General features: G+C 61.3%; 20 protein-coding genes. 15 read left to right on the top strand and 5 right to left on the bottom strand.

What is annotated here, in order from left to right; genetic code table 11:
- Positions 1-203 precede the first annotated feature (203 nt).
- The 3 genes from ACFY68_RS12360 (at position 204) to ACFY68_RS12350 (ending at position 6,139) form a co-directional block, all read left to right on the top strand.
- Positions 204-2,213, top strand: coding sequence for a hypothetical protein (locus tag ACFY68_RS12360; RefSeq protein ID WP_387527390.1), 2,010 nt, complete (start codon positions 204-206; stop codon positions 2,211-2,213).
- Between the two features lie 163 nt (positions 2,214-2,376).
- Entirely contained in the window at positions 2,377-4,566 is a 2,190-nt protein-coding gene (locus ACFY68_RS12355; protein ID WP_387527387.1) for an autotransporter outer membrane beta-barrel domain-containing protein, read from the top strand.
- A 22-nt stretch (positions 4,567-4,588) separates the two neighbouring features.
- Positions 4,589-6,139: a hypothetical protein gene (locus ACFY68_RS12350; RefSeq protein WP_387527384.1), complete on the top strand. Its 1,551-nt coding sequence runs from the start codon at positions 4,589-4,591 to the stop codon at positions 6,137-6,139.
- Positions 6,140-6,146: 7 nt separating this feature from the next.
- On the opposite strand, the gene ACFY68_RS12345 is transcribed toward ACFY68_RS12350, so the two are convergent.
- From ACFY68_RS12345 to ACFY68_RS12335, 3 genes are all read right to left on the bottom strand, one after another.
- Positions 6,147-6,887, bottom strand: coding sequence for a molecular chaperone (locus ACFY68_RS12345; RefSeq protein WP_387527381.1), 741 nt, complete (start codon positions 6,885-6,887; stop codon positions 6,147-6,149).
- 70 nt (positions 6,888-6,957) lie between these two features.
- Positions 6,958-7,494, bottom strand: a complete 537-nt coding sequence (locus tag ACFY68_RS12340; RefSeq protein ID WP_387527378.1) for a fimbrial protein — start codon at positions 7,492-7,494, stop codon at positions 6,958-6,960.
- Between the two features lie 165 nt (positions 7,495-7,659).
- On the bottom strand, positions 7,660-8,070 hold the full coding sequence (locus tag ACFY68_RS12335) for a PA2817 family protein (RefSeq protein ID WP_387527375.1): 411 nt from the start codon (positions 8,068-8,070) through the stop codon (positions 7,660-7,662).
- A 329-nt stretch (positions 8,071-8,399) separates the two neighbouring features.
- Between ACFY68_RS12335 and ACFY68_RS12330 the strand changes: the two genes are divergently transcribed.
- A complete protein-coding gene (locus tag ACFY68_RS12330; RefSeq protein ID WP_387527372.1) occupies positions 8,400-8,837 on the top strand; it encodes a hypothetical protein in 438 nt (145 codons plus the stop codon).
- Between the two features lie 114 nt (positions 8,838-8,951).
- On the opposite strand, the gene ACFY68_RS12325 is transcribed toward ACFY68_RS12330, so the two are convergent.
- Entirely contained in the window at positions 8,952-11,399 is a 2,448-nt protein-coding gene (locus tag ACFY68_RS12325) for an acyl-CoA dehydrogenase (protein ID WP_387527369.1), read from the bottom strand.
- A 281-nt stretch (positions 11,400-11,680) separates the two neighbouring features.
- On the opposite strand from ACFY68_RS12325, the gene ACFY68_RS12320 reads away from it, so the two are divergent.
- The 3 genes from ACFY68_RS12320 to ACFY68_RS12310 all read left to right on the top strand — a co-directional run bounded on the left by ACFY68_RS12320 (position 11,681) and on the right by ACFY68_RS12310 (position 14,169).
- Positions 11,681-12,304 carry a glutathione S-transferase gene (locus ACFY68_RS12320; RefSeq protein WP_387527366.1) on the top strand — a complete coding sequence of 208 codons (624 nt, stop codon included), beginning with the start codon at positions 11,681-11,683 and terminating at the stop codon, positions 12,302-12,304.
- A 156-nt stretch (positions 12,305-12,460) separates the two neighbouring features.
- Positions 12,461-13,393 carry an ABC transporter ATP-binding protein gene (locus ACFY68_RS12315; protein WP_019473812.1) on the top strand — a complete coding sequence of 311 codons (933 nt, stop codon included), beginning with the start codon at positions 12,461-12,463 and terminating at the stop codon, positions 13,391-13,393.
- A complete protein-coding gene (locus ACFY68_RS12310) occupies positions 13,390-14,169 on the top strand; it encodes an ABC transporter permease (RefSeq protein WP_387527362.1) in 780 nt (259 codons plus the stop codon). Before ACFY68_RS12315 ends, ACFY68_RS12310 begins: the two co-directional genes overlap by 4 nt.
- Here the strand turns inward: ACFY68_RS12310 and ACFY68_RS12305 are convergent.
- Complete coding sequence (locus tag ACFY68_RS12305; RefSeq protein WP_387527359.1) at positions 14,053-14,691, bottom strand: DUF2062 domain-containing protein; 639 nt, start codon at positions 14,689-14,691, stop codon at positions 14,053-14,055. The two genes, ACFY68_RS12310 and ACFY68_RS12305, sit on opposite strands and share 117 nt — an antisense overlap.
- A gap of 142 nt (positions 14,692-14,833) precedes the next feature.
- Here ACFY68_RS12305 and ACFY68_RS12300 point away from each other — a divergent pair, with 142 nt between their 5' ends.
- From ACFY68_RS12300 to murB, 8 genes are all read left to right on the top strand, one after another.
- Complete coding sequence (locus ACFY68_RS12300; protein ID WP_387527356.1) at positions 14,834-17,047, top strand: DNA internalization-related competence protein ComEC/Rec2; 2,214 nt, start codon at positions 14,834-14,836, stop codon at positions 17,045-17,047.
- A 115-nt stretch (positions 17,048-17,162) separates the two neighbouring features.
- Positions 17,163-17,798: a MotA/TolQ/ExbB proton channel family protein gene (locus ACFY68_RS12295; protein WP_028614013.1), complete on the top strand. Its 636-nt coding sequence runs from the start codon at positions 17,163-17,165 to the stop codon at positions 17,796-17,798.
- Positions 17,795-18,229, top strand: a complete 435-nt coding sequence (locus tag ACFY68_RS12290) for a biopolymer transporter ExbD (protein WP_346613709.1) — start codon at positions 17,795-17,797, stop codon at positions 18,227-18,229. Before ACFY68_RS12295 ends, ACFY68_RS12290 begins: the two co-directional genes overlap by 4 nt.
- On the top strand, positions 18,229-19,239 hold the full coding sequence (lpxK, locus tag ACFY68_RS12285; RefSeq protein ID WP_387527352.1) for a tetraacyldisaccharide 4'-kinase: 1,011 nt from the start codon (positions 18,229-18,231) through the stop codon (positions 19,237-19,239). Before ACFY68_RS12290 ends, lpxK begins: the two co-directional genes overlap by 1 nt.
- A 42-nt stretch (positions 19,240-19,281) precedes the next feature.
- The gene (locus ACFY68_RS12280; protein ID WP_003247142.1) at positions 19,282-19,467 is read left to right on the top strand and encodes a Trm112 family protein; all 186 of its coding nucleotides are present in this window, start codon (positions 19,282-19,284) and stop codon (positions 19,465-19,467) included.
- Positions 19,464-20,228 carry a 3-deoxy-manno-octulosonate cytidylyltransferase gene (gene kdsB / locus ACFY68_RS12275; RefSeq protein ID WP_387527349.1) on the top strand — a complete coding sequence of 255 codons (765 nt, stop codon included), beginning with the start codon at positions 19,464-19,466 and terminating at the stop codon, positions 20,226-20,228. The genes ACFY68_RS12280 and kdsB overlap by 4 nt, the downstream gene beginning before the upstream one ends.
- Positions 20,228-20,692: a low molecular weight protein-tyrosine-phosphatase gene (locus ACFY68_RS12270; RefSeq protein ID WP_387527346.1), complete on the top strand. Its 465-nt coding sequence runs from the start codon at positions 20,228-20,230 to the stop codon at positions 20,690-20,692. The genes kdsB and ACFY68_RS12270 overlap by 1 nt, the downstream gene beginning before the upstream one ends.
- Complete coding sequence (gene murB, locus ACFY68_RS12265) at positions 20,689-21,708, top strand: UDP-N-acetylmuramate dehydrogenase (protein WP_387527343.1); 1,020 nt, start codon at positions 20,689-20,691, stop codon at positions 21,706-21,708. Before ACFY68_RS12270 ends, murB begins: the two co-directional genes overlap by 4 nt.
- Positions 21,709-21,727 lie beyond the last annotated feature (19 nt).

The following is a 21,727-nucleotide window of genomic DNA, read 5'->3' as shown; positions in this document are numbered from 1 at the left end:
CTCAAGACAGGCACCCGCTACCCTACCCATCTTCCGGCCGGCGCATATCGTTTCCAGCATTCCGTGAGGAACCTTTTTCGGGATTTTCTCTTCATTCACCTGATAAAAATGCCAGTTGCCGGCCACGTGTGGGTGGTGTTGAATCATAAAACGTTGGCGCGATGGCGCAGCGCTAATACCGGGTTTTATATTTGGAGGTGGGTGTGGCACATTCCAATAGATTGAGTAAGCGTTCGCTGGACGCGCGAAGTGCATTCAGGCTTGATCGGGCAAAATTATTGGGTACTAACAATGAGCCGCGTCAGTTGGAAGACCTCATTGTTGATGATGAGCTGTTTGCGGATAAGCGTGATGGGACAATCAAGAGTTCATATTTGCTGCCCGACGGCCCCGATTTTATTATTAAGGTACCCGCCTGGCTTTTTACGGATGAGGACCTGCTCAAGATCGAACATTCCCGAGACGGTTCGGCGTTTGTGGCCATTCACGAGGAAACGATCAGGTACTATGATGATTTACCAGACATGCCTTACCCTATAAAGTTGAATGTTTCGCACGATGCCCTGAGTCCCGAGGGGGATCATCATTTCAGGAGCTATGTGTATACCGATAATGAGGAGGAGGTGTGGTCGGACACACTGACTCTGCGCTTTGACCGTGTCCCACCGTACGCCCCTACGTTGCCCACCAAATTTCTTGCCGTACCGGTGGTGACTGACGACAGCCTTACGGCAAACGGCAATAAGGTCATCCTCCAGTTACCGGCTTACACGGATTGGGAGGAGGGTGATATCGTGCTCTGGTATTGGTTGAAAGAGGTACCCAATGACATCGGAGACATCCGGGAAGTCGATACTGTGCTAACCACCGGGCAAGTGCAAGCACTGGAAGTGCCAGAAGCCATTGTTCGGGAAGTGGGCGATGGGGGGGTGTTTGCCGTTTATGTGTTGGTGGACAAGGCCGGCAACATCAGCCAGATCTCCGATTATGTGGCTATCGATGTGGCGCTGGGCCAGTTGCCGACTGTCTTTGAAGACCCTGTGGTGCCGTTGGCGACAGACATGGACGGTCACTTGATTGACCAGGCCGATGCCCTGGAGGGTGTCGAAGTCTGGGTGCCGCTGTTCGAGCACTGGAAAAAAACCGATACGGTACAGGTAACCTGGAAAACGGCCGAATTGGTGGAAGAGCAAGTGGGCAGCTCTCCGACCAATCACATAAGGGTCAAGGTCGACAGCGCAACGTTGCTGCAGGAGTACGACGGTACAACAGTGCCGGAAGAAATCACGGTGCGTTATGACGTTTATCGCGGTACGCATAAACTGGGTGGCGCAGAGACAACAGTATACGTGAACTTTGATTCGATTGACCCCGGCTGGCCAGGCGGCGATTGGCCGGACCCGGTGCACCCCGACCTGGAACTTGCGCATGTCAAAGGGCGTGGCGGTAGCAGTAATGAAGATGAACTCGACAACGGCGACACCGGACAGGACGCTGACATCAAAATTGTGTTGAGCCCCCTCATTGAGCCAGATGATATCTTGACACTTGATTGGGGGGGGCAGGCAGAGGCGGCCACACATGAAGTCACTCAAGACAATAAAACGGATGGTTATGCTGAGTTCTCTGTCCCGTGGTCCGCTATAGAGGCGGAGGGTAACAAGACAGTGCTAATTCATTACTGGGTGAGCCGACCTGGGGTGCTTAACCCGATCAGCTCGGACGATACTCCGGTGGCGGTAAGCGCCGTCGTGATCACGTCCGATCCGGTAGATTTCCACGAAAAAAACACTCAAGGCCAACTGAACTGTACTTCGATCCGAAACAGTCTCCCGCACGCTGACAACGGGGCAGTGCAACTGGTCGTGCCTGACCTGCGTGAATATGAAAAATATGGCCCCATCACCGAGGTTGAGATTACCTGGTGGGCTGTCAAAGGTGGTCAAGACAGCCAAGGTGAAGATGAGGTGCCTGGCGTAAGAGAAACATTCACGGTGCCCATTGGAGAGGACTATCCGTTAGAGGGCTTCATATGGCGTGTACCGTACGAAAAACACGTAGCGCCGACATTCGACCCAAGTAATCCGTTGTTTTATAGAGCGCGTGCACGTGTGACTTACAGATTCAAAGCCGGAAGCGAAAATATTGTCTCCGAGCTCGGCAAAATTGTGCTGGCAATGTATGCGGGCGATGGCGCCTGTCAGTTTACATAAGGCAGGGCCGAGTCGCGAAGGACAGTCAAAAGATGACTTTTCCCAGCTTCATGTAGGGCATTTCCTACAGAGTAGTAAGGAAATGCCCTGTAGCCTCGTCGAAAACATCTGCGGTGAATCTGCATGAGAGCAATCCGAATTTCGACTTGGGCGAGGATGACACATGAAAACACACAGAGCACCTTTCATGAAGGCAGGTAAGCATGCCTTTGCACTGGCGTTGGCGCCGCTCTGCCTGGTGAGCGAAGCCACGTTGGCATTGACGACTATCAGGGAAGATCAAACCATCGACGCCTCGGTAGCGCTGGACAGCTACCAGGTACTGACAGGGGCCACGCTTACGGCCAATGGCGCCGCCACCCAGCAAATCCAGCTGCGAGCAGGCTCGGCACTGGGCTTCAGCGCCGGCTCCATGATTGCTACCGGTGATGCGTTGCTGGTGGGCAGCGGTGCCGTGGCCAGGGTCACCGGCAGTACCATCGTCAGCGAGGGACGAGGGATTGCCGCAGCACGTACCGGTGAGGTGGGGTCCACGGTCGAGCTGGTGGGCAGCACTGTAACAGGGAGGCAGGGCGGGGCAGCGGTCGCCAGCAACTCGCGGCTGAGCCTGAGCGACAGCCTGTTGCGGGGAGATGGTGCGGGAAGCTTTGGTGTGCGCATGTTCAACGGCCAGCTGGATGCGTTGAGCAGCCAGATCATCGGTGCCCAGCAAGGCATCCTGGTCAATGCCGACGCGGCGGTGGCAGGGCAGGCAGCCATCAACCTGCAAAATACCTTGGTCGAAGGGCAGGCAGGGGCCGCAATCGTCGTGGCCGGCAGCGCTGCAGCGCCGGCGTCGGCGAAAATTAACGTGGGTAACGGTTCGCGCCTGGTGGGCAGTGATGGCACATTGCTCGAGGTGCGTAATGCGTCGTCTGCGGATATGACGGTCGATAACGCGCACCTGGTCGGCAATGTCAATGTGGAGGACGGCTCCAGTGCCACATTGACGTTGAACAACCGGTCGAGCCTTACTGGGCATCTGGACGGTGTTTCGAGCCTGAGCATCAAGGACCAGTCCACCTGGATAATGACCCAGGATGCCAGCGTCGGCGACCTGGCGCTCAATGATGGCAACGTCCAGTTCGGCCAGCCGGATGCGTACCACCGGCTTACCGTGGAAAACCTGTCGGGCAGCGGCACCTTCGTGATGCATGCGGACTTTTCTACCGGTCAGACGGACTTCCTGGATGTTACTGGCCAGGCCACCGGCAATCACAGCTTGCTGATCGGCAGCTCTGGCAAGGACCCTGAGGCAGAGAACCAGTTGCATGTGGTGCATGCCGCCAGCGGTGACGCAACGTTCTCGCTGCTCAATGGTCGGGTTGACCTGGGGGCGTTCTCCTATGGTCTTGTACAGCGCGGTGAGGACTGGTTCCTCGACGGTTCGCGCAAGGTAATCAGCCCGGGTACGCAGTCGGCGCTGGCGTTGTTCAATGCGGCACCCACTGTGTGGTATGGCGAGCTTGCCTCGTTGCGCAGCCGCATGGGCGAGTTGCGTTTGCAGGGTGGTCAACCCGGTGCCTGGGTGCGGGCCTATGGCAACAAATTCGATGTGGCAGCCAGTTCCGGGGTGGCCTACAAGCAGGTGCAACAGGGCATGTCATTCGGTGCCGATGCCCCGCTGCCGATCGGCGATGGCCAATGGCTGGTGGGTGCGCTGGCCGGTTACAGCCGCTCCGACCTGGACCTGTCCCAGGGTACGTCCGGTGACGTCGACAGTTACTACCTGGGCCTTTACACCACCTGGCTGGACAAGCAGAGCGGTTATTACTTCGACGGTGTGGTCAAGCTGAACCGTTTTGAAAACGACGCCAAGGTGGCCCTGAGTGATGGTGATCAGGCCAAGGGTGACTACAGCAACATGGGTGTGGGGGCGTCGGCCGAATTCGGGCGGCATATCGCCCTGGATAACGGCTATTTCATCGAGCCTTATACCCAATGGTCGGTGGCGCGGTTCGAGGGCAAGGACTACACGCTCGACAATGGCTTGCAAGCCAAGGGCGACGCTGTGCATTCGGTACTGGGCAAGCTTGGCAGTACGTTGGGACGTAACATCGATCTTGGTGAGGCTCGGGTGATTCAGCCCTATGTGCGCGCCGCTTATGCCCATGAGTTCATCAACAACAACCAGGTCAAGGTCAATGGCCACCGCTTCGATAACGACCTGTCTGGTTCGCGTGCCGAGTTGGGCGTTGGGGTGGCGGTTTCAATGGCCGAGCGATTGCAGGTGCATGCCGATTTCGACTACAGCGCCGGCGAGCACATCGACCAGCCTTGGGGGGTGAACCTGGGGTTGCGTTACAGCTGGTAAGTACGCCAGGAAGGAAGACGTCATGTCTTCCTTTTTTTTGGGGAGATCAAAAATGCAGGTGCCATGTAAGTTTCTGCGCAGTTTCATTGGCTTCTTCAAGAGGCCGTTCGGTGGTTTTGCAGCGCCTGGTGAGCCCCAGGCGCTGAAGCCGGTGACCGTGACGGATCTACTGCCCGATATTGAAGGAGGGGAGCGCAACTTGCTGCCTGTGAGGGCAACGCGCAGGCCCTTGCCCATCACCATACCCATGTGGTTGATCTCAGACCCCAGTGAGGACGAACCCGAACGGCTGGTAGTGAAGTGGGATGGGCAGACTTTCGCAGAGAAGGCCTGGACCACGCCAGTGCAGCCAGTGGACCTTGAGCTGGACGTGCCTGTAGCGTCGCTGGGGGAAGGGCGCCACACCTTGACGTACGAGGTGACGCTGGGTAACGAGGAAACCGCCTTTTCTGAAGAGCTCTCGTTGCTTATCGACAAGACCGCGCCCTTGCTGGGGGGGCAGCGTGGCAGGCTCGAACTTGTCGAGGACCCTGATGAGCTTGAGCGTGATGGCCTCACCGCACGGTATCTGGAGCGGCACGGTGATCGGCTGCGTACGCTGGTGCCGGCGTACGACAGCCCTGGCCCAGGCGATATCATCACGTGGTACTGGGGCGAAAAACCTGATGATTCAGAGCAGGTCGACAGCCGAACCTTGACCGAGGACGACTATTTGCTGCCGATTCATATCGACTTCCAGGGGGAAATGATTCGCCAGTCCAAGGATGGGGTGCGTCACGCGTATTACGAAATCGAGGACCGTGCGGGCAACCTGAGCAACCTGGCGAGATCGTTGGAGCTGGACGTCAAGGCGCAGCCGATACCGCGCCAGTTCGAGTGGGTGGAAATACCCCAGGCAACCGGAGAAAGCGGAGAACTTGCGCTAAAGCTGGATGGCTACGTCGAACCGCTGTTGGTCGCTTTGCCAGGCTCGGCTCAGTGGTTTCCGGATGAAACGGTTACGGTGATCTGGGGGGCACCTGGGGATTATGGTTACTACTCAACCTCTGAGGTGCATCCCGGGACTGAACGTTCCTATGCGATTCCCGAGAAATCTGTGCTTGCATACGGCAAGCGCACGTTGGTCGTGCGTTATGAAGTCAGCGACGGTGTCGAAGTGTTTCCTTCCGCCGTGACCAATCTGAAAGTGACTGAGTTCAAGGAGGGATTACCCACGGTAGAGCTGGACGGGGCCGATTCAAATGGATTCAGCCTGGGCTCGGCGCCGGATCAGGTGCCTGTCAGGATGGATGTGTGGCCGGGCATTGCGGTGCGGCAGCGGGTAAATATCACGGTAACGGGCGTGCTACCGGGCGGGGCAGATGCGCGCCCATACAATGTCTTGACCGCCCATTCGGTCACTGATGCGCAAGTGAGGCGGGGCATTGGCGCGAACAAGGATGTGACCCTCTCCAAAGCCTACCTTGCAACGCTTTGGCATGGCGAAAGGTTCACCTTCCATGTCGAGGTCAGTTTCGACGACGGTACGACGTGGATCAAATTTCCCCTCTACAGCCCTAAGCTCCTCCGGTGAGCGACCTTCACGGGCGCTGCACCGGTCGGGACAACTCGGGCGTGAGGCCACCGTAGTCATTGATGGTCGTGAAGTCGACCTTCAGGCCGTCTTGCACAGTCGAGGTTTTGAGGGGGTAGGTTTGCCTGCCCATGGGAATGGCCATTTTCCTGCCGTCTATTTTCTCGCTGCCCTTGGCGCTGCGCAGGGTCAGCTGGTTGAAGGTGAAGTAGTAAGGGGAGGGGTTGTCCACCACAAGGTGTGGCTTGCCTTCGAGTGTTTGCACTGACCAGGCCAGGTCCTGCAGGTGGTCCTGTGGGCGGCCTTTGAGCTGGGTTGGGCGGTAGAAAACCTTGATGCGGGTGCGCAGGGCGATGGTAAGGGTATTGTCAGGTTTGTCGTCTGCCTGCGGGATTTCCTGCAGGTTGAAATAGAATACCGATTCACGGTCCTGGGGCAGGTTGTTGGGCAGGCGGTTGAGCTGCACCGTCTGTTCACCGGCCGGATCGATGCGAAACAGCGCAGGTGAGGCGATCAAGGGTACTGCGGTGGTGTTGTCGTCTGCCTCTGTATTGATCCAGGCCTGGGCCGCGTAGGCGCGCTGGCTGGGGTTGCCGACCACGATGCTGGTGCTTTGCCGGTCGCCGGGCTGGATGACTCGGGTTGAGCTGATGGTGAGGGCGGCGTGGGCACTGGCTTGGATGAGCAAGGCAAGGCAGGTGCCGATTGCCAGGGCAAGCCTGGAGGCAATGGAGTTGGGGCGGGGCATGGGTATGTCTCTTTGCTACTTTTTGCAGGGGCTCCAGGTGCGTCCGCAGAAGCGCCTGGAGCGCAACGTATTACCTGATACTTACCGAGAAACGCACTTCCGATGCCGCGTCGCCGTCAGTTACCGGTCCGGTGTTCTCGTACATGGCGTGGAAAAGCAGTTCGTTCGCTTCGGTGGTTTTGAGCGGGTAGGGCGCCGATTCCCGGCCTGGGGCAAGGTTGGTCAGGCTCTTGTCCTGAATGGCCAGTGCCACTCCGGTAGCGCCGTGTGGCTTCAGTGAGTAAAGGTTGGTGCCTTCAGTGCCGTAGACCCCCGTGAAGGTGACATAGGCATCTGTGGCGGGGTTGATGGTGCAATGATCTGGGTCAATGCGCAGGGCGAACGTACGAGGGGTCGTCTGCTTGCCTGCAGTGGGGCCGAAGTACTCTGGGGGATAGCTCCCGAGGCCAATCTGAGGCAGGATGCTGCCGCCAGTGCCCGGCATGACCACTTCGATAGGGCAGGTACCACCTGGGGTGATGGTGCCGTGGAAGTTGATATTGCCGGTGTTTGCAAATGCTGCTGTGCTCGCCAGGCCCATGGCGAGGGCGATAAGTGTGTGCTTCATTGTTCATATCCTGGAGTGGGTGGCATTCGAACATGCGGGTGGATGTTCGGCTGGCAGGATATTCAGGGCGGGGCGGTGGGGGCTGTAGGTCAATGCCACAAGAGATATGGGAACAATGGATGCAGTAGCCGGGGCGGCGCAGCGGACCACGCCGGTCGGTTGGGCTCAGTGTTGCGTGTTACCGCGGGCTTGGCCCAGCAACTGCTTCTGCTGGTTCCAGTCAAAGGCTTCGCCGTTCTGTCCGGCCTCGTAACGGCATTCTTCCAGCTGTTGGTACAGCTCCAGCTCTTGGTCAGGCATGAAATGGAGGCAGTCGCCGCCGAAGAACCACAACAGGTCGCGTGGTACCAAGTGGGCAATTTGCGGGTAGCGCTGGATCACCTGGCAGATCAGGTCCTGGCCCAGGTACTGGCTTTGCAGCGGGTCTTGGGGTAGCAGCGTCAGCAGCTCGTCGAAGCGTTCGAGAAACAGGGCGTGGCTTTCCTCCGGTACCTGCTCGGCTTCACCCAGGGCCACCAGGATGGTCCGCAGGTGATGCAGCAATTGCAGGTGGTACTCCAGGTGGGGATTGACCATGGGGTGATCCTTGAGGGTAATTGAAACGGGGCCGAAGTATACGCCGGTTGTGGGCCTATTGTGGAAGGTCCGCGGGGGCAGCCCACTTGTTTGTCCATGATGCGTCCCTCGGCTCTGTACGAAAAGCCTTGATACTTGTCCATGCTGCGTTGAAAACAGCCTCGCCTGCCCCGCGTCTAAAGGCTTTTCGTACAGAGCCTACCTATCAATTCTGCCAGGTGCGTGCCCGCCTCCGTTGGTTTAGATTCAAGCCTGAACCAACGATGCGGCCTTTCCGCAGGTGGCGGGCGGTGTCGAAGGCATACAAACTTCTGAGCGAGGTTAGCACCATGGTAAGCGACAACACACCAAAGCAGAGCGGTTCTATCATCTTCTCGAGGGGCAGCGATGGCACTACCATCGGGCTCAATTTGCCGCCAGAAGGAAGTGGCGGAAGCGCTGAGAAGACAGTTTCCGCCAACCACAGCCTAATTGAGATGAGCGACATCCCCTCTGCCTCGACCATCACCTTGAACTACAGAACATCCCCGACCAGCGGGACAGTGCGATCATCCATCACACTGCGTACCACCCATAATAAAACCTCGCTTAACCGTACCGAATACAGTTATCTGTTAAATACGTATGCCGTCAACGACTTCGTCACTAGCGGCTTGGGGCTGAAGGTGATTGCGAAAAAGGAAGGACCTTCCCCTCAGGCTGATGTCAATGCAGACCATGAAATTGATTGTTACGTTACACTTTCCCCCTGGCCGCCAAGCGCCTGAACTGGTCTTGTCCAGGCATGTGATAAGTGGCGATTGCAAGGTGCGGGGCGTGCCGGGGACGACATGACGCTGCGTCTTGGCGAAGAGCCGCCCTCGCACTTGAATGGCTTATCCTCAGCGTACCTTGCCCTCTGCTGGTAGCAATTGCTCTTTGTCGAACGCGTCTACATCGATCACTGCGCGGCAGGTTTGCTCCGCTTCACGCAGCCGTTGCGCCTCGCCCGGTTGTACTAGGCCACTTTCGACTGCCGCATCGATTATCGATTGGCCAGGGACCATTTGCACCTTTCCCTCCTTGACGGCCTGATGCAGCACCTTGCGCACCGGCACCACTTCATCAAGTAAATCACAGGCCCGCTGCAGTGCCGCCACAGGGTCGCCCGCAGCTTGCGGTCGGAAGCAGCCGGCCAGCAACTCTTCCAGCGCCGGGTCGCCTTTGCTGCGCCCGATCAGTGCCGCCACTTCGGCATCCAGTTCATCGGTCGGGCCTGTATGACGACGGCCGAACGGGAATACCAGCACGCGCAGCGCGCAGCCGACAAAGCGGTTAGGAAAGTTGTCGAGCAGCCGATCCAGGGCTTTTTCCGCCTGGCCTAGGCATTCTTCCATGGCCCAGCGCAGCAATGGTTGCATGTGTTCAGGCGAGCCCAGGTCGTGATAACGCTTGAGTGCGGCCGATGCCAGATACAGGTAACTCAATACATCACCCAGGCGTGCACTCAGGCGTTCTCGGCGTTTGAGTGCACCGCCCAGCAGCATCATCGAAATGTCCGCGAGCAGGGCAAATGCAGCAGCCTGCCGGTTGAGGCTGCGCAAGTAGCCCTGGCTCAGTGCATCACCCGGCATGTTTTCCAGGCGGCCGAGCCCCAGGTTGAACACCAGTGTGCTGGCCGCGTTGCCGGCGGCGAACATGATGTGTTTCATCAGCAGTTCGTCGAACTCTTTCAGCGCCTGATCGTGGTCCTCCCGCCCGGCCAACGCCATTTCCTTCAGCACGAACGGGTGGCAGCGGATCGCGCCTTGGCCAAAAATCATCAAGTTGCGCGAAAGGATATTGGCGCCTTCGACCGTGATGAAAATTGGCGCCCCTTGCCAGTTGCGGCCTAGGTAATTGTTCGGGCCCATGATGATGCCCTTGCCGCCGTGCACGTCCATGGCGTGCTGGATGCATTCGCGGCCACGCTCGGTCAGGTGGTACTTGAGGATCGCCGATAGCACCGAAGGCTTCTCGCCCAGGTCCACGGCTTTGGCTGTCAACAGACGGGCACTGTCCATCAGCCAGGCGTTGCCGCCGATGCGTGCCAGTGATTCCTGTATGCCCTCGAAGGCCGCCAGCGGCACGTTGAACTGCTCGCGGATATTGGCGTACTGGCCGGTGACCAGGCTGGTGTATTTGGCGGCACCGGTGCCGACCGCCGGCAGTGAGATGGAGCGGCCCACCGACAAGCAGTTCATCAACATCATCCAGCCCTTGCCGAGCATGGCCTGCCCGCCGATCAGGAAGTCCAGCGGCACGAACACGTCCTTGCCGCTGTTGGGGCCGTTCATGAAGGCGGCGCCCAACGGCAGGTGGCGTTTGCCGATTTCGACACCGGGGGTGTCGGTGGGGATCAGCGCAAGGCTGATGCCCAGTTCTTCCTCTTCGCCCAGCAGGTGGTCAGGGTCGTAGGCCTTGAAGGCCAGGCCCAGCAGGGTAGCGACCGGGCCCAGGGTGATGTAGCGCTTTTCCCACTTCAGGCGCAGGCCCAGCACTTCTTCACCATTCCACTGGCCCTTGCAAATGATGCCGGTGTCGGGCATGGCGCCGGCATCGGAGCCGGCCAGTGGGCCGGTCAGGGCGAAGCAGGGGATTTCGTCGCCGCGAGCCAGGCGTGGCAGGTAGTGGTTGCGTTGTTCATCGGTGCCGTAGTGAAGCAGCAGTTCGGCCGGGCCTAAAGAGTTGGGCACCATCACCGTGGAAGCCAGGTCGCCGCTGCGTGTGGCCAGCTTCATCGCTACCTGCGAGTGCGCGTAGGCGGAAAAGCCTTTGCCGCCGTATTCCTTGGGAATGATCAGCGCGAAGAAGCCATGCTGCTTGATGTGGTCCCAGGCTTCGGGCGGCAGGTCCAGGTCCTGGCCGATCTGCCAATCGCTGACCATGGCACACAGGTCCTCAGTGGGGCCGTCGATGAAGGCCTGTTCTTCTTCGGTCAGCTTCGGTGCCGGGTAAGCCAGCAAGGTGCGCCAGTCGGGGCGCCCGCTGAACAGCTCGCCATCCCACCATACGGTGCCGGCGTCGATGGCTTCGCGCTCGGTCTGCGACATGGGCGGCAGGGTGCGCTGGAACCATTTGAACACCGGGCCCGTGAACACCTTGCGGCGCCACTCAGGCAGCACCAGTAGCGCGGTTTTGGCTGCGAGTATCAACCAGATCACCGTCAGCAGCCAGCCAGGGGCCTTGCTGAAGATGCCCATCAGCAGTGTATAGATGGCGATGATGCCGAGTATCTGCAAGGGCGGCAGGCGCCGGTGCGTGAGGTACGCAGCGCCTATCACCAGAACCACCAACCACAACAGCAACATAATCACTCCTCCTTGGAACCAGGGCTTGAGCCATCCCACAGAGCTTAGACGCAACGCTATGAACGGCATCGTCAGAACAGTGACAGGGTGTGGCGGCGGGAGTTTCAGTTCAATTTTTGCCTGCACCGGCCTCTTCGCGGGTAAACCCGCTCCTACAGGAGTATCGATGGCTTGAAGATTGAGGCGGCCCTGTAGGAGCGGGTTTACCCGCGAAGAGGCCGGTACAGGCGGCGAATGTCTGGAGTAGACTGCACCATCTGCGCATTCATAAGGACGTTGTCATGCTGAAGATCTGGGGCCGCAAGAACTCAAGCAATGTGCGCAAGGCGCTTTGGATTGCCCAGGAGCTGGGCCTGGACTACGAGTCCATCGACGCCGGTGGTGCCTTCGGCGTGGTCAACGAGCCGCACTACCGCGCCCGCAACCCCAACGGGTTGGTGCCCATGCTCGAAGATGGTGACCTGACCCTGTGGGAGTCCAACACCATCGTCCGCTACCTGTGCGCCGAGTACGGCGCCGAGCAGGGCTGGTATTTGGACGACCCGCGCCAGCGCGCCCTTGCCGACAAATGGATGGACTGGACCACTTCGTCCTTCGCCGCACCGTTCCGTCCGCTGTTCTGGGGCCTGCTGCGCACCCCGGAAGACCAGCGCGACTGGGTGGCGATCAACGCCGCGCACAAGCAGTGCGCCCAGCTGCTGGCCATAGCCGATGAAACCCTGGCCAAACAGCCGTACTTGTCCGGTGACCAAATCGGCATGGGCGACATCCCACTGGGTAGCTTTGTCTATGCCTGGTTCGAAATGCCCATCGAGCGCCCGGCCATGTACCATCTGGAAGCCTGGTATGAACGCCTGAAACAACGCCCGGCCTACCAGGCTGCGGTGATGACTGCACTGACCTGAGCACAGGCGTCGGCTATTTTCGAACCCTCGTTAATAGCCACTATCAATACACATGACTGTACTTGTGCGGCCCGGCCTTGCACCATGGCCGCACTCACTGCGCCAGTGACTTTACCTGGCGTGTCCTGCACCTTTTTCCTTGGTAAATGACCCGCTATGAGTTCCGCCCTGTCCATCCGACAGCTCACCAAGACCTACGGCAATGGCTTCCAGGCCCTCAAAGGCATCGACCTCGATGTTGCCGAAGGTGACTTCTTCGCCTTGCTCGGCCCCAACGGTGCCGGCAAGTCCACTACCATCGGCATCCTCTCGACCCTGGTCAACAAAACCAGCGGCACGGTGAATGTATTCGGCCACGACCTCGACCGCGAACCTTCGGCGCTCAAGCGCTGCCTGGGCGTGGTGCCGCAGGAATTCAACTTCAACCAGTTCGAGAAAACCTTCGACATCGTCGTCACCCAGGCCGGTTACTACGGCATCCCGCCGAAGCTTGCCAAGGAGCGCGCCGAGCAGTACCTGACCCAGCTGGGCCTGTGGGACAAGCGCGATGTGCAGTCTCGTTCGTTGTCTGGCGGCATGAAGCGCCGCTTGATGATTGCCCGCGCGCTGATTCACGAGCCGCGCCTGCTGATCCTCGACGAACCCACCGCAGGTGTGGACATCGAACTGCGCCGCTCGATGTGGAGCTTTCTCACCGAGCTGAACCAGAAGGGCATCACCATCATCCTCACCACCCACTACCTGGAAGAGGCGGAGCAGCTGTGCCGCAACATCGGCATCATCGACCACGGCACCATCGTCGAAAACACCAGCATGCGCCAGTTGCTGGGCAAGCTGCATGTCGAAACCTTCGTGCTGGACATCAAGCAGGACCTGGCCAGCGCGCCGGTGCTGCAAGGCTACCCGTGCCGGCTGCTGACCCCGCACACCCTTGAGGTGCAAGTGGAAAAGGACATCGGCATTACCGCGCTGTTCGGCCAGTTGGCGTTGCAGAACATTGAGGTGCAGAGCCTGCGCAACAAGACCAACCGACTCGAGGAGCTGTTTGTGTCCCTGGTGGAAAAAAACCTGTCGAAGGTGGCTGTATGAGTGTGGAACTGCGCACCAACTGGGTCGCCCTGAATACCATCGTCTACCGTGAAGTGAGGCGCTTCTTGCGCATCTGGCCGCAAACCTTGCTGCCGCCGGCGATCACCATGGTGCTGTACTTCGTCATCTTCGGTAACCTGATTGGCCGGCAGATCGGCGACATGGGTGGCTTCACCTACATGCAGTACATCGTGCCGGGGCTGATCATGATGTCGGTGATCACCAACTCCTACGGCAACGTGGTGTCGAGCTTCTTCGGCAGCAAATTCCAGCGCTCGATCGAAGAGCTGATGGTGTCCCCGGTATCGCCGCACACCATTCTTGTCGGCTATGCGCTGGGTGGCGTGCTGCGCGGTCTGGCGGTCGGGGTGATCGTCACCATCCTGTCGATGTTCTTTACCGATCTGCAGGTGCACCACCTGGGCGTGACCGTGGTCGTGGTGCTGCTGACGGCCACGATCTTCTCGCTGCTGGGCTTCGTCAACGCCGTGTTTGCACGCAATTTCGACGACATCTCGATTATCCCGACCTTTGTGCTGACGCCGCTGACTTACCTGGGCGGGGTGTTCTACTCAATCAACCTGCTGCCGCCGTTCTGGCAGACCGTGTCGTTGGCCAACCCGGTGCTGCACATGGTCAACTCGTTCCGCTACGGCATTCTAGGGGTGTCGGATATCAGCATTGGTACGGCGATTACCTTCATGCTGGTCGCCACTGCCGTGCTCTACATGCTGTGCGTCCGCCTGCTGGTCAGCGGCCGCGGCATGCGTGCCTGAGCCTTTCGGCGAGCACTTGAGCTTGCGCCGGCGCCACTGCCGGCCAATCCACCAGCGCCAGTACAGCAGGGTGGTGAAGTAGGCGGCAATGCCCAACACCACCCCGCACACCACCGAGCCCAGCAGGAAGGGTTGCCACACAGTCGACAGCTGGTCGGTGATCCACTCGAACGTGAGGTTGTCGGGCAACGTGCGCGGGGGTGTCTGCAATAGCCAGGCGCCGGTCATGTAGGTGACGAAGAATACCGGCGGCATGGTCAGCGGGTTGGTCAGCCAGACCAGGCTGACAGCGATTGGCAGGTTGCCGCGTACCGGGATTGCCAGTGCTGCCGCCAACAGCATCTGCATGGGGATGGGGATCAACGCCGCGAACAGGCCCACACCCATGGCCCTGGCCACCGAGTGGCGGTTGAGGTGCCAGAGGTTCGGGTCATGAAGCAGCTTGCCGAAAAAGCGTAAGGACTTGTGTTCCCGAATGCTGGTCGGGTCCGGCATGTAGCGTTTGAACAGACGGCGCGGCATGTAGGCTCCCGGAGCGTTGATCGGGGAAGTATGCCTTGATTCCGGCTGAGCCTCTTTCAGAGTTTGTGACAATTGTTGAGCGAGCCAGGCCCGGTTTTAGGCTATGCCTCAGTGAGCGATTGTGCTCCGGGAGCTCTACCACATGCGCACAGGGATGTTTGCGCTCGCGCTCGGGCTGCTGTGCCTGGGTTTTCTGCCTTTATTGCCATCGGTCGGATGGTTGCTACTGCTGCTTGTCGGCGGGCTGGTCGGGCTGTGCACGCGGCTGTGGCCGGCAGGCTGCTTTATGCTGGGCCTGTGTTGGGCCTGCTGGTCGGCGCAGCAGGCTGTGGATGACCGCCTGGCGCATGCCCTGGATGGCCGCACGCTGTGGCTGGAGGGCAGGGTGGTCGGCTTGCCGGCCCGCACTGCGCAAGGTGTGCGCTTCGAGTTGGAGCAGCCCCAGTCACGACGTGCCGAGCTGCCCCAGCGCCTGCAGTTGAGCTGGTTCGACGGCCCGCCGCTGCGGGCTGGGGAGCGCTGGCGCCTGGCGGTCACCCTGCAGCGCCCGGCCGGGTTGCTCAACCCCCATGGGCCGGACCGCGAGGCGCAGCTGCTGGCGCGTCGCGTCGGCGCGACCGGCACGGTCAAGGCGGGCCAGGTGCTGGGTGAGGTGAGCCCAAGTTGGCGGGACGCGCTGCGCCAGCGCCTGCTGGCGGTCGATGCCAACGGTCGGGAAGCGGCCGTGGTGGCGCTGGTGCTAGGTGATGGGGCGGGGTTGGCCCGTGAAGACTGGCAGGTCTTGCAGGCCACCGGCACGGTGCACCTGTTGGTGATCTCCGGGCAACACATCGGCCTGGTCGCGGGCTTGTTCTATGCCCTGGTCGCAGGCCTGGCGCGTTGGGGCTTGTGGCCGCGAAGGTTACCCTGGCTGCCATGGGCATGCGGCCTGGCGCTGGCTTCTGCACTGGCCTATGGCTGGCTGGCCGGTGCCGGCGTGCCGGTGCAGCGTGCCTGCCTGATGTTGGCGGTCGTGTTGCTCTGGCGCCTGCGCTTTCGCCACCTCGGCGCAATGCTGCCGTTATTGCTGGCGCTGGTCGCGGTGCTGCTGGTCGAACCGCTGGCTGCGCTGCTGCCTGGGTTCTGGCTGTCGTTTGCCGCCGTGGCCACGCTCCTCTATTGCTTCAGTGCCCGTTTGGGTGGTTGGCGGCCCTGGCAGGCCTGGACGCGTGGGCAATGGGTCATTGCCATTGGTTTGCTACCGGTGCTGCTGGCTACAGGCTTGCCGGTGAGCCTGAGTGCGCCGCTGGCGAACCTTATAGCGGTGCCATGGGTCAGCCTCGTGGTGTTGCCGTTAGCGTTGCTGGGCACACTGTTGCTGCCGCTGGGCGGGGTAGGGGAGGCGCTACTGTGGCTGGCGGGCGGCCTTCTGGATGGGCTGTTCCGGCTGCTGGCGCTGGTGGCGCAGCAGCGCCCGGCTTGGGTGGCGCCGGCTCTGCCGTTGTGGGCCTGGCTGCTGGTGTGTCTGGGGGCTCTGTTGGTTTTGCTGCCCCGTGGTGTGCCGTTGCGCGGGGCGGGGGGGCTGATGCTGCTGGCCCTGTGGGTGCCCAGGGAGCCGGTGCCGCTCGGGCAGGTCGAGGTCTGGCAGCTGGACGTTGGCCAGGGCCTGGCGGTGTTGGTGCGTACCCGGCATCACAATCTGCTGTACGACGCAGGGCCAGCCAGAGGCGAAAGCGACCTGGGCGAGCGGGTGGTGCTGCCGACCTTGCGTAAGCTGGGGGTGAGCAGCTTGGACCTGATGGTGATCAGCCATGCGCATGCCGACCATGCGGGTGGTGCTGCGGCCATACAGCGTGGTCTGCCGGTCAGGCGGCTGATCGGCGGGGAAGCGCTGGAGCATGTGCCATTGCAGCCTTGCGCCAGTGGCGAACAGTGGGACTGGGATGGCGTGCGCTTTTCGCTGTGGCGCTGGGCCCAGGGACAAAGCAGCAATGATCGTTCCTGTGTGCTGTTGGTAGAGGCGCAGGGCGAGCGCTTGCTGCTGGCGGGGGATATGGAAGCTGCTGCCGAACGGGCCTGGCTGGCGCACACCGAAGCGCCGCGCATCGACTGGTTGCAGGCACCGCACCATGGCAGCCGCAGTTCGTCCACCGAAGCGTTCATCCGGGCTACCGCTGCGCGTGGGGTATTGATCTCGCGAGGGCGCAACAACAGCTTCGGGCACCCGCATGTTCAGGTGATGGAACGTTATCAGCGGCATGGGCTGGCGATGCATGACACGGCGGTGGAGGGGGCGTTGCGGTTGGTGCTGGGGCGGTATGGGGAGGTTGAAGGTATGAGGGGGCAGCGGCGGTTTTGGCGGGTTCGAGCTGAGTAAGGGGGAGGCTGGCATACATCTCCCAGCTCTGCACGCCAATTCCCTGACCTTCGGCAGATGAGGGCCCTGCGCGCGTATGGTAGAGTGGCGGCCTTTTTCCAAAGGGGCGTTTACTGTGTGGGAATTGGTCAAGTCCGGTGGTTGGATGATGCTGCCGATCATTCTGAGTTCCATCGCTGCCATGGCTATCGTCGTCGAGCGCCTGTGGACCCTGCGCGCCAGTCGCGTTACCCCGCCGCACCTGCTGGGCCAGGTATGGATGTGGATCAAGGACAAGCAACTTACCAGTGACAAGCTCAAGGCCTTGCGCGCCGATTCGCCGTTGGGTGAGATCCTTGCGGCGGGCCTGGCCAACTCGCGCCATGGCCGCGAAATCATGAAAGAGTGCATCGAGGAGGCCGCCTCGCGTGTCATCCACGAGCTCGAGCGCTACATCAGCACCCTCGGCACTATTGCCGCCATGGCTCCGCTGCTTGGCCTGCTGGGCACCGTGCTGGGCATGATCGACATCTTCAGTGCCTTCATGGGCTCGCAGATGACTGCCAATGCCTCGGTACTGGCCGGCGGTATCTCCAAGGCGCTGGTGACCACTGCAGCCGGCCTGATGGTGGGTATTCCGGCGGTGTTCTTCCACCGCTTCCTGTTGCGCCGCATCGATGAGCTGGTGGTGGGCATGGAGCAAGAGGCGATCAAGCTGGTGGAAGTCATTCAGGGCGACCGCGAAGTCGAAGTGGCCGGAGGCAAGGCGTGAAGTTTCGGCGCAATCGCCAGCGGGAGAACGTCGACATCAACCTCGCGTCGCTGATCGACGTGGTGTTCGTCCTGCTGCTGTTCTTCGTGGTCACCACCACCTTTACCCGCGAAACCCAGCTGCGCGTCGAGCTGCCCGAGGCCGCCAGTGCCGAGCAGCCTTCAGCTGACCAGGACAAGCTGGTGGAAGTCACCATCAGCGCCGATGGGGTGTATTCGGTGAACAACCACCTGCTGCCCAAGAGCGACCTGGCTACCCTGACCGAGGCGATCGAGCGGGAGTCCGGTGGCGACAACAAGCTGCCGCTGGCGATCAGTGCCGACGGCAAAACCCCGCACCAGGCCGTGATCACTGCAATGGATGCCGCCGGCAAGCTCGGTTTCAGCCACTTGCGCATGACCACCGTCGAGGCAGCCCAGGGGACACCTTGATGGCGCTTGCCGACCGTCTGCTTGCCGCCTGGTACGCCGGGCATCCGGCCCTGGCCCTGCTGCGCCCGCTCGAGGCACTGTACCGCCGCGTGGTGCTGCGCAAACGCGCGCGTTTTCTCAGTGGTGAAAGTGCCAGCTACCGTGCCCCGGTGCCGGTCATCGTGGTGGGCAACATCACTGTCGGGGGCACCGGCAAGACACCGATGATCCTCTGGCTGATTGAGCATTGCCGCCGCCAGGGGCTGAAGGTCGGTGTGGTCAGCCGTGGTTATGGCGCCAAACCACCGCAGTTCCCCTGGCGCGTCGAGGCGCAGCAGGGTGCCGAACAGGCCGGCGATGAACCCTTGCTGATCGTCCAGCGCACGGGCGTGCCGCTGATGATCGACCCGGACCGTTCCCGCGCCGTGCAAGCCCTGCTGGCCAGTGAACCGCTGGACCTGATCCTGTGCGATGACGGCATGCAGCACTACCGCCTGGCGCGTGACCTTGAGCTGGTGCTGATCGACGCCGCCCGCGGCCTGGGCAACGGCCGTTGCCTGCCAGCCGGGCCGTTGCGCGAGCCGGCCGAGCGCCTGCAGGCGGCTGATGCGGTGCTGTTCAACGGTGCCAGCGGCGACCGCCCCTACGGTTTTGCCTTGCGCCTGCAGCCCAGTGCCTTGGTCAACCTGCGCAGCGGTGAGCGCCGCGCGCTCGACCATTTCCCTGCAGGCCAGCGCCTGCACGCGGTTGCCGGCATCGGTAACCCGCAACGTTTCTTCAATACCCTGCTGGGGCTAAACTGGCAGCCGGTGCCGCACCCGTTTGCCGACCATGCGCAGTTCAGCGCGCAAAGCCTTGCGTTCAGCCCGCCGCTGCCGCTGGTGATGACCGAGAAGGATGCGGTGAAATGCCGGGCCTTCGCCGCCGATGACTGGTGGTACCTGGCCGTTGAAGCACAGCCTGGGCCAGCCTTCAGCGCCTGGTTCGACAGCCAGCTGCAACGCTTGCTGCCAGGGCACCGAACCCCCTGAGCCCTATTCAATTTCCGGCCACCTGGCCTCAAGGAAGCTTTCATGGACACCAAACTGCTCGATATCCTCGCCTGCCCGATCACCAAGGGCCCGCTCAAGCTCAGCGCTGACAAGACCGAGCTGATCAGCAAGGGCGCAGGCCTGGCCTACCCGATCCGCGACGGCATCCCGGTGATGCTGGAAAGCGAGGCGCGTACCCTGACCGACGACGAGCGTCTGGACAAATGAGCCTGAATTTCACCGTGGTGATTCCTGCCCGGCTGCGCTCCACACGCCTGCCGGGCAAACCTTTGCTGCTTATCGCTGGCAAGCCGATGGTCCAGCTCGTCTGGGAGCAGGCGCGCAAGAGCGGCGCCAGCCGTGTGGTCATCGCCACCGACGACGCCAGTATTTTCGAGGCTTGCCAGGGCTTTGGCGGTGAAGTGCTGATGACCCGCGTCGACCATGAGTCGGGCACCGACCGCCTGGCCGAAGTGGCCGCCCAGCTCGGTTTGAGCGCCGATGAGATCGTGGTCAACGTGCAAGGTGACGAGCCGTTGATTCCGCCGGTGATCATCGACCAGGTGGCCGCCAACCTGGCCGCGCACCCGCATGCCGGTATCGCCACTCTGGCCGAGCCGATCCATGACCCGGAAACCGTGTTCAACCCCAACGCGGTCAAGGTTGTCAGCGACAAGAACGGCCTGGCCTTGACCTTCAGCCGTGCGCCACTGCCGTGGGCGCGTGATGCCTTCGCCAACAAGCGTGATCAACTGCCCGAGGGTGTGCCGTATCGTCGCCACATCGGCATGTACGCTTACCGTGTCGGCTTCCTCCAGGACTTCGTCAGCTGGGGCCCGTGCGGGCTCGAGCAGACCGAGGCACTGGAGCAGTTGCGGGCGCTGTGGCATGGCGTGCGTATCCATGTAGAAGACGCCATCGAGGCGCCGGCCGTGGGTGTCGACACACAGGAAGACCTTGAGCGCGTACGGCGCTTGCTGGAGGCCTGATGCGCGTCCTGTTCGTTTGCCTGGGCAATATCTGCCGTTCGCCCACTGCCGAGGGCGTGCTGCGCCATCAGCTGCAGGCTGCTGGCCTGGGCGATCAGGTTCACGTGGCCTCCGCCGGTACCGGTGACTGGCACGTGGGCAAGGCGCCCGACAGCCGTACCTGCAAGGCCGCGCTGGCGCGGGGGTATGACCTTTCGCAGCAGCGCGCCCAGCAGGTCAAGGCGGCGCATTTTGCCGAGTACGACCTGATTCTGGCCATGGATGAGAGCAACCTGGGCCACCTGCGCGCCATGCGCCCGCACACTGCCCAGGGCGAACTCGACCTGTTCCTGCGTCGCTATGGCGCCGCCCTCGATGAGGTCCCGGACCCGTACTACGGTGGTGCTGACGGCTTCGAGCAGGTACTCGACCTGGTCGAGGCGGCCTGCCGTGAGCTGGTCGTGGAAATCAAGGGGCGGTTATGACGGCGCGCTGGCAGGAGCAGGTTTCGCTCAAGCCTTACAATACCTTTGGCATCAATGTGAAAGCCCGCTATTTCACCCAGGCACACAACGATGATGAGCTGCGTGAGGCATTGTCGCAGGCACGCCAGCGTGGGGTTGCGGTGCTGGTGATGGGGGGGGGCAGCAACCTGCTGCTGACCCGTGATGTCGATGCACTGGTGCTGCACGTGGCCAGCCGCGGCCGCCGGGTGCTCAGCGATGATGCGGGCCGAGTGGTGGTCGAGGCTGAAGCCGGTGAGCCTTGGCACCCGTTCGTGCAGTGGTCGCTGCAGCAAGGCTTCTGCGGCCTGGAGAACCTCAGCCTGATCCCTGGAACCGTGGGGGCTGCGCCGATGCAGAACGTGGGCGCCTACGGGGTCGAGATCAAGGACGTGTTTGCCGGGCTGACGGCGCTTGATCGGGAGACCGGCGAGCTGCGTGATTTCAGCCTGGAGGATTGCGCCTTCGGTTACCGCGACAGCCTGTTCAAGCGTAACCCTGGGCGCTGGTTGATTCTGCGAGTGCGGTTTGCTTTGAGCCATAGCCTGCAGGCACATCTGGACTACGGCCCGGTCCGTCAGCGCCTGGCAGAACAGGGCGTGCAGGCGCCGACTGCGCAGGCCATCAGCGATGCCATTTGCAGTATTCGCCGCGAGAAGCTGCCAGACCCGGCCGAGCTGGGTAATGCCGGCAGCTTTTTCAAGAACCCGGTGGTGCCCGCTGATCGGGTGGTGCGCATTCGCGCGGCGTATCCAGGGGTGGTGGCGTACCCCCAGGGTGACGGCTGGGAGAAGCTGGCGGCAGGCTGGCTGATCGAGCAGGCGGGGTGGAAGGGCTATCGTGATGGCGATGCCGGGGTGCACCGTTTGCAGTCGTTGGTGCTGGTCAACCATGGCCAGGCGAGCGGGGCGCAGTTGCATGCCCTGGCGCAGCGCATCCAGGCGGATATCCTGGCGAAGTTCGGGGTTGAGCTGGAGATGGAGCCCAACCTGTACTGAGCCTCCTGCAGGAGTAGGC

Origin of the sequence: Pseudomonas sp. NPDC012596, assembly GCF_042902325.1 — a bacterium.
In the GTDB taxonomy this organism is placed as follows: Bacteria; Pseudomonadota; Gammaproteobacteria; order Pseudomonadales; family Pseudomonadaceae; genus Aquipseudomonas.
Note: the sequence above shows the minus strand (reverse complement) of the source record. Positions and strands in the feature narration are given on the sequence as shown.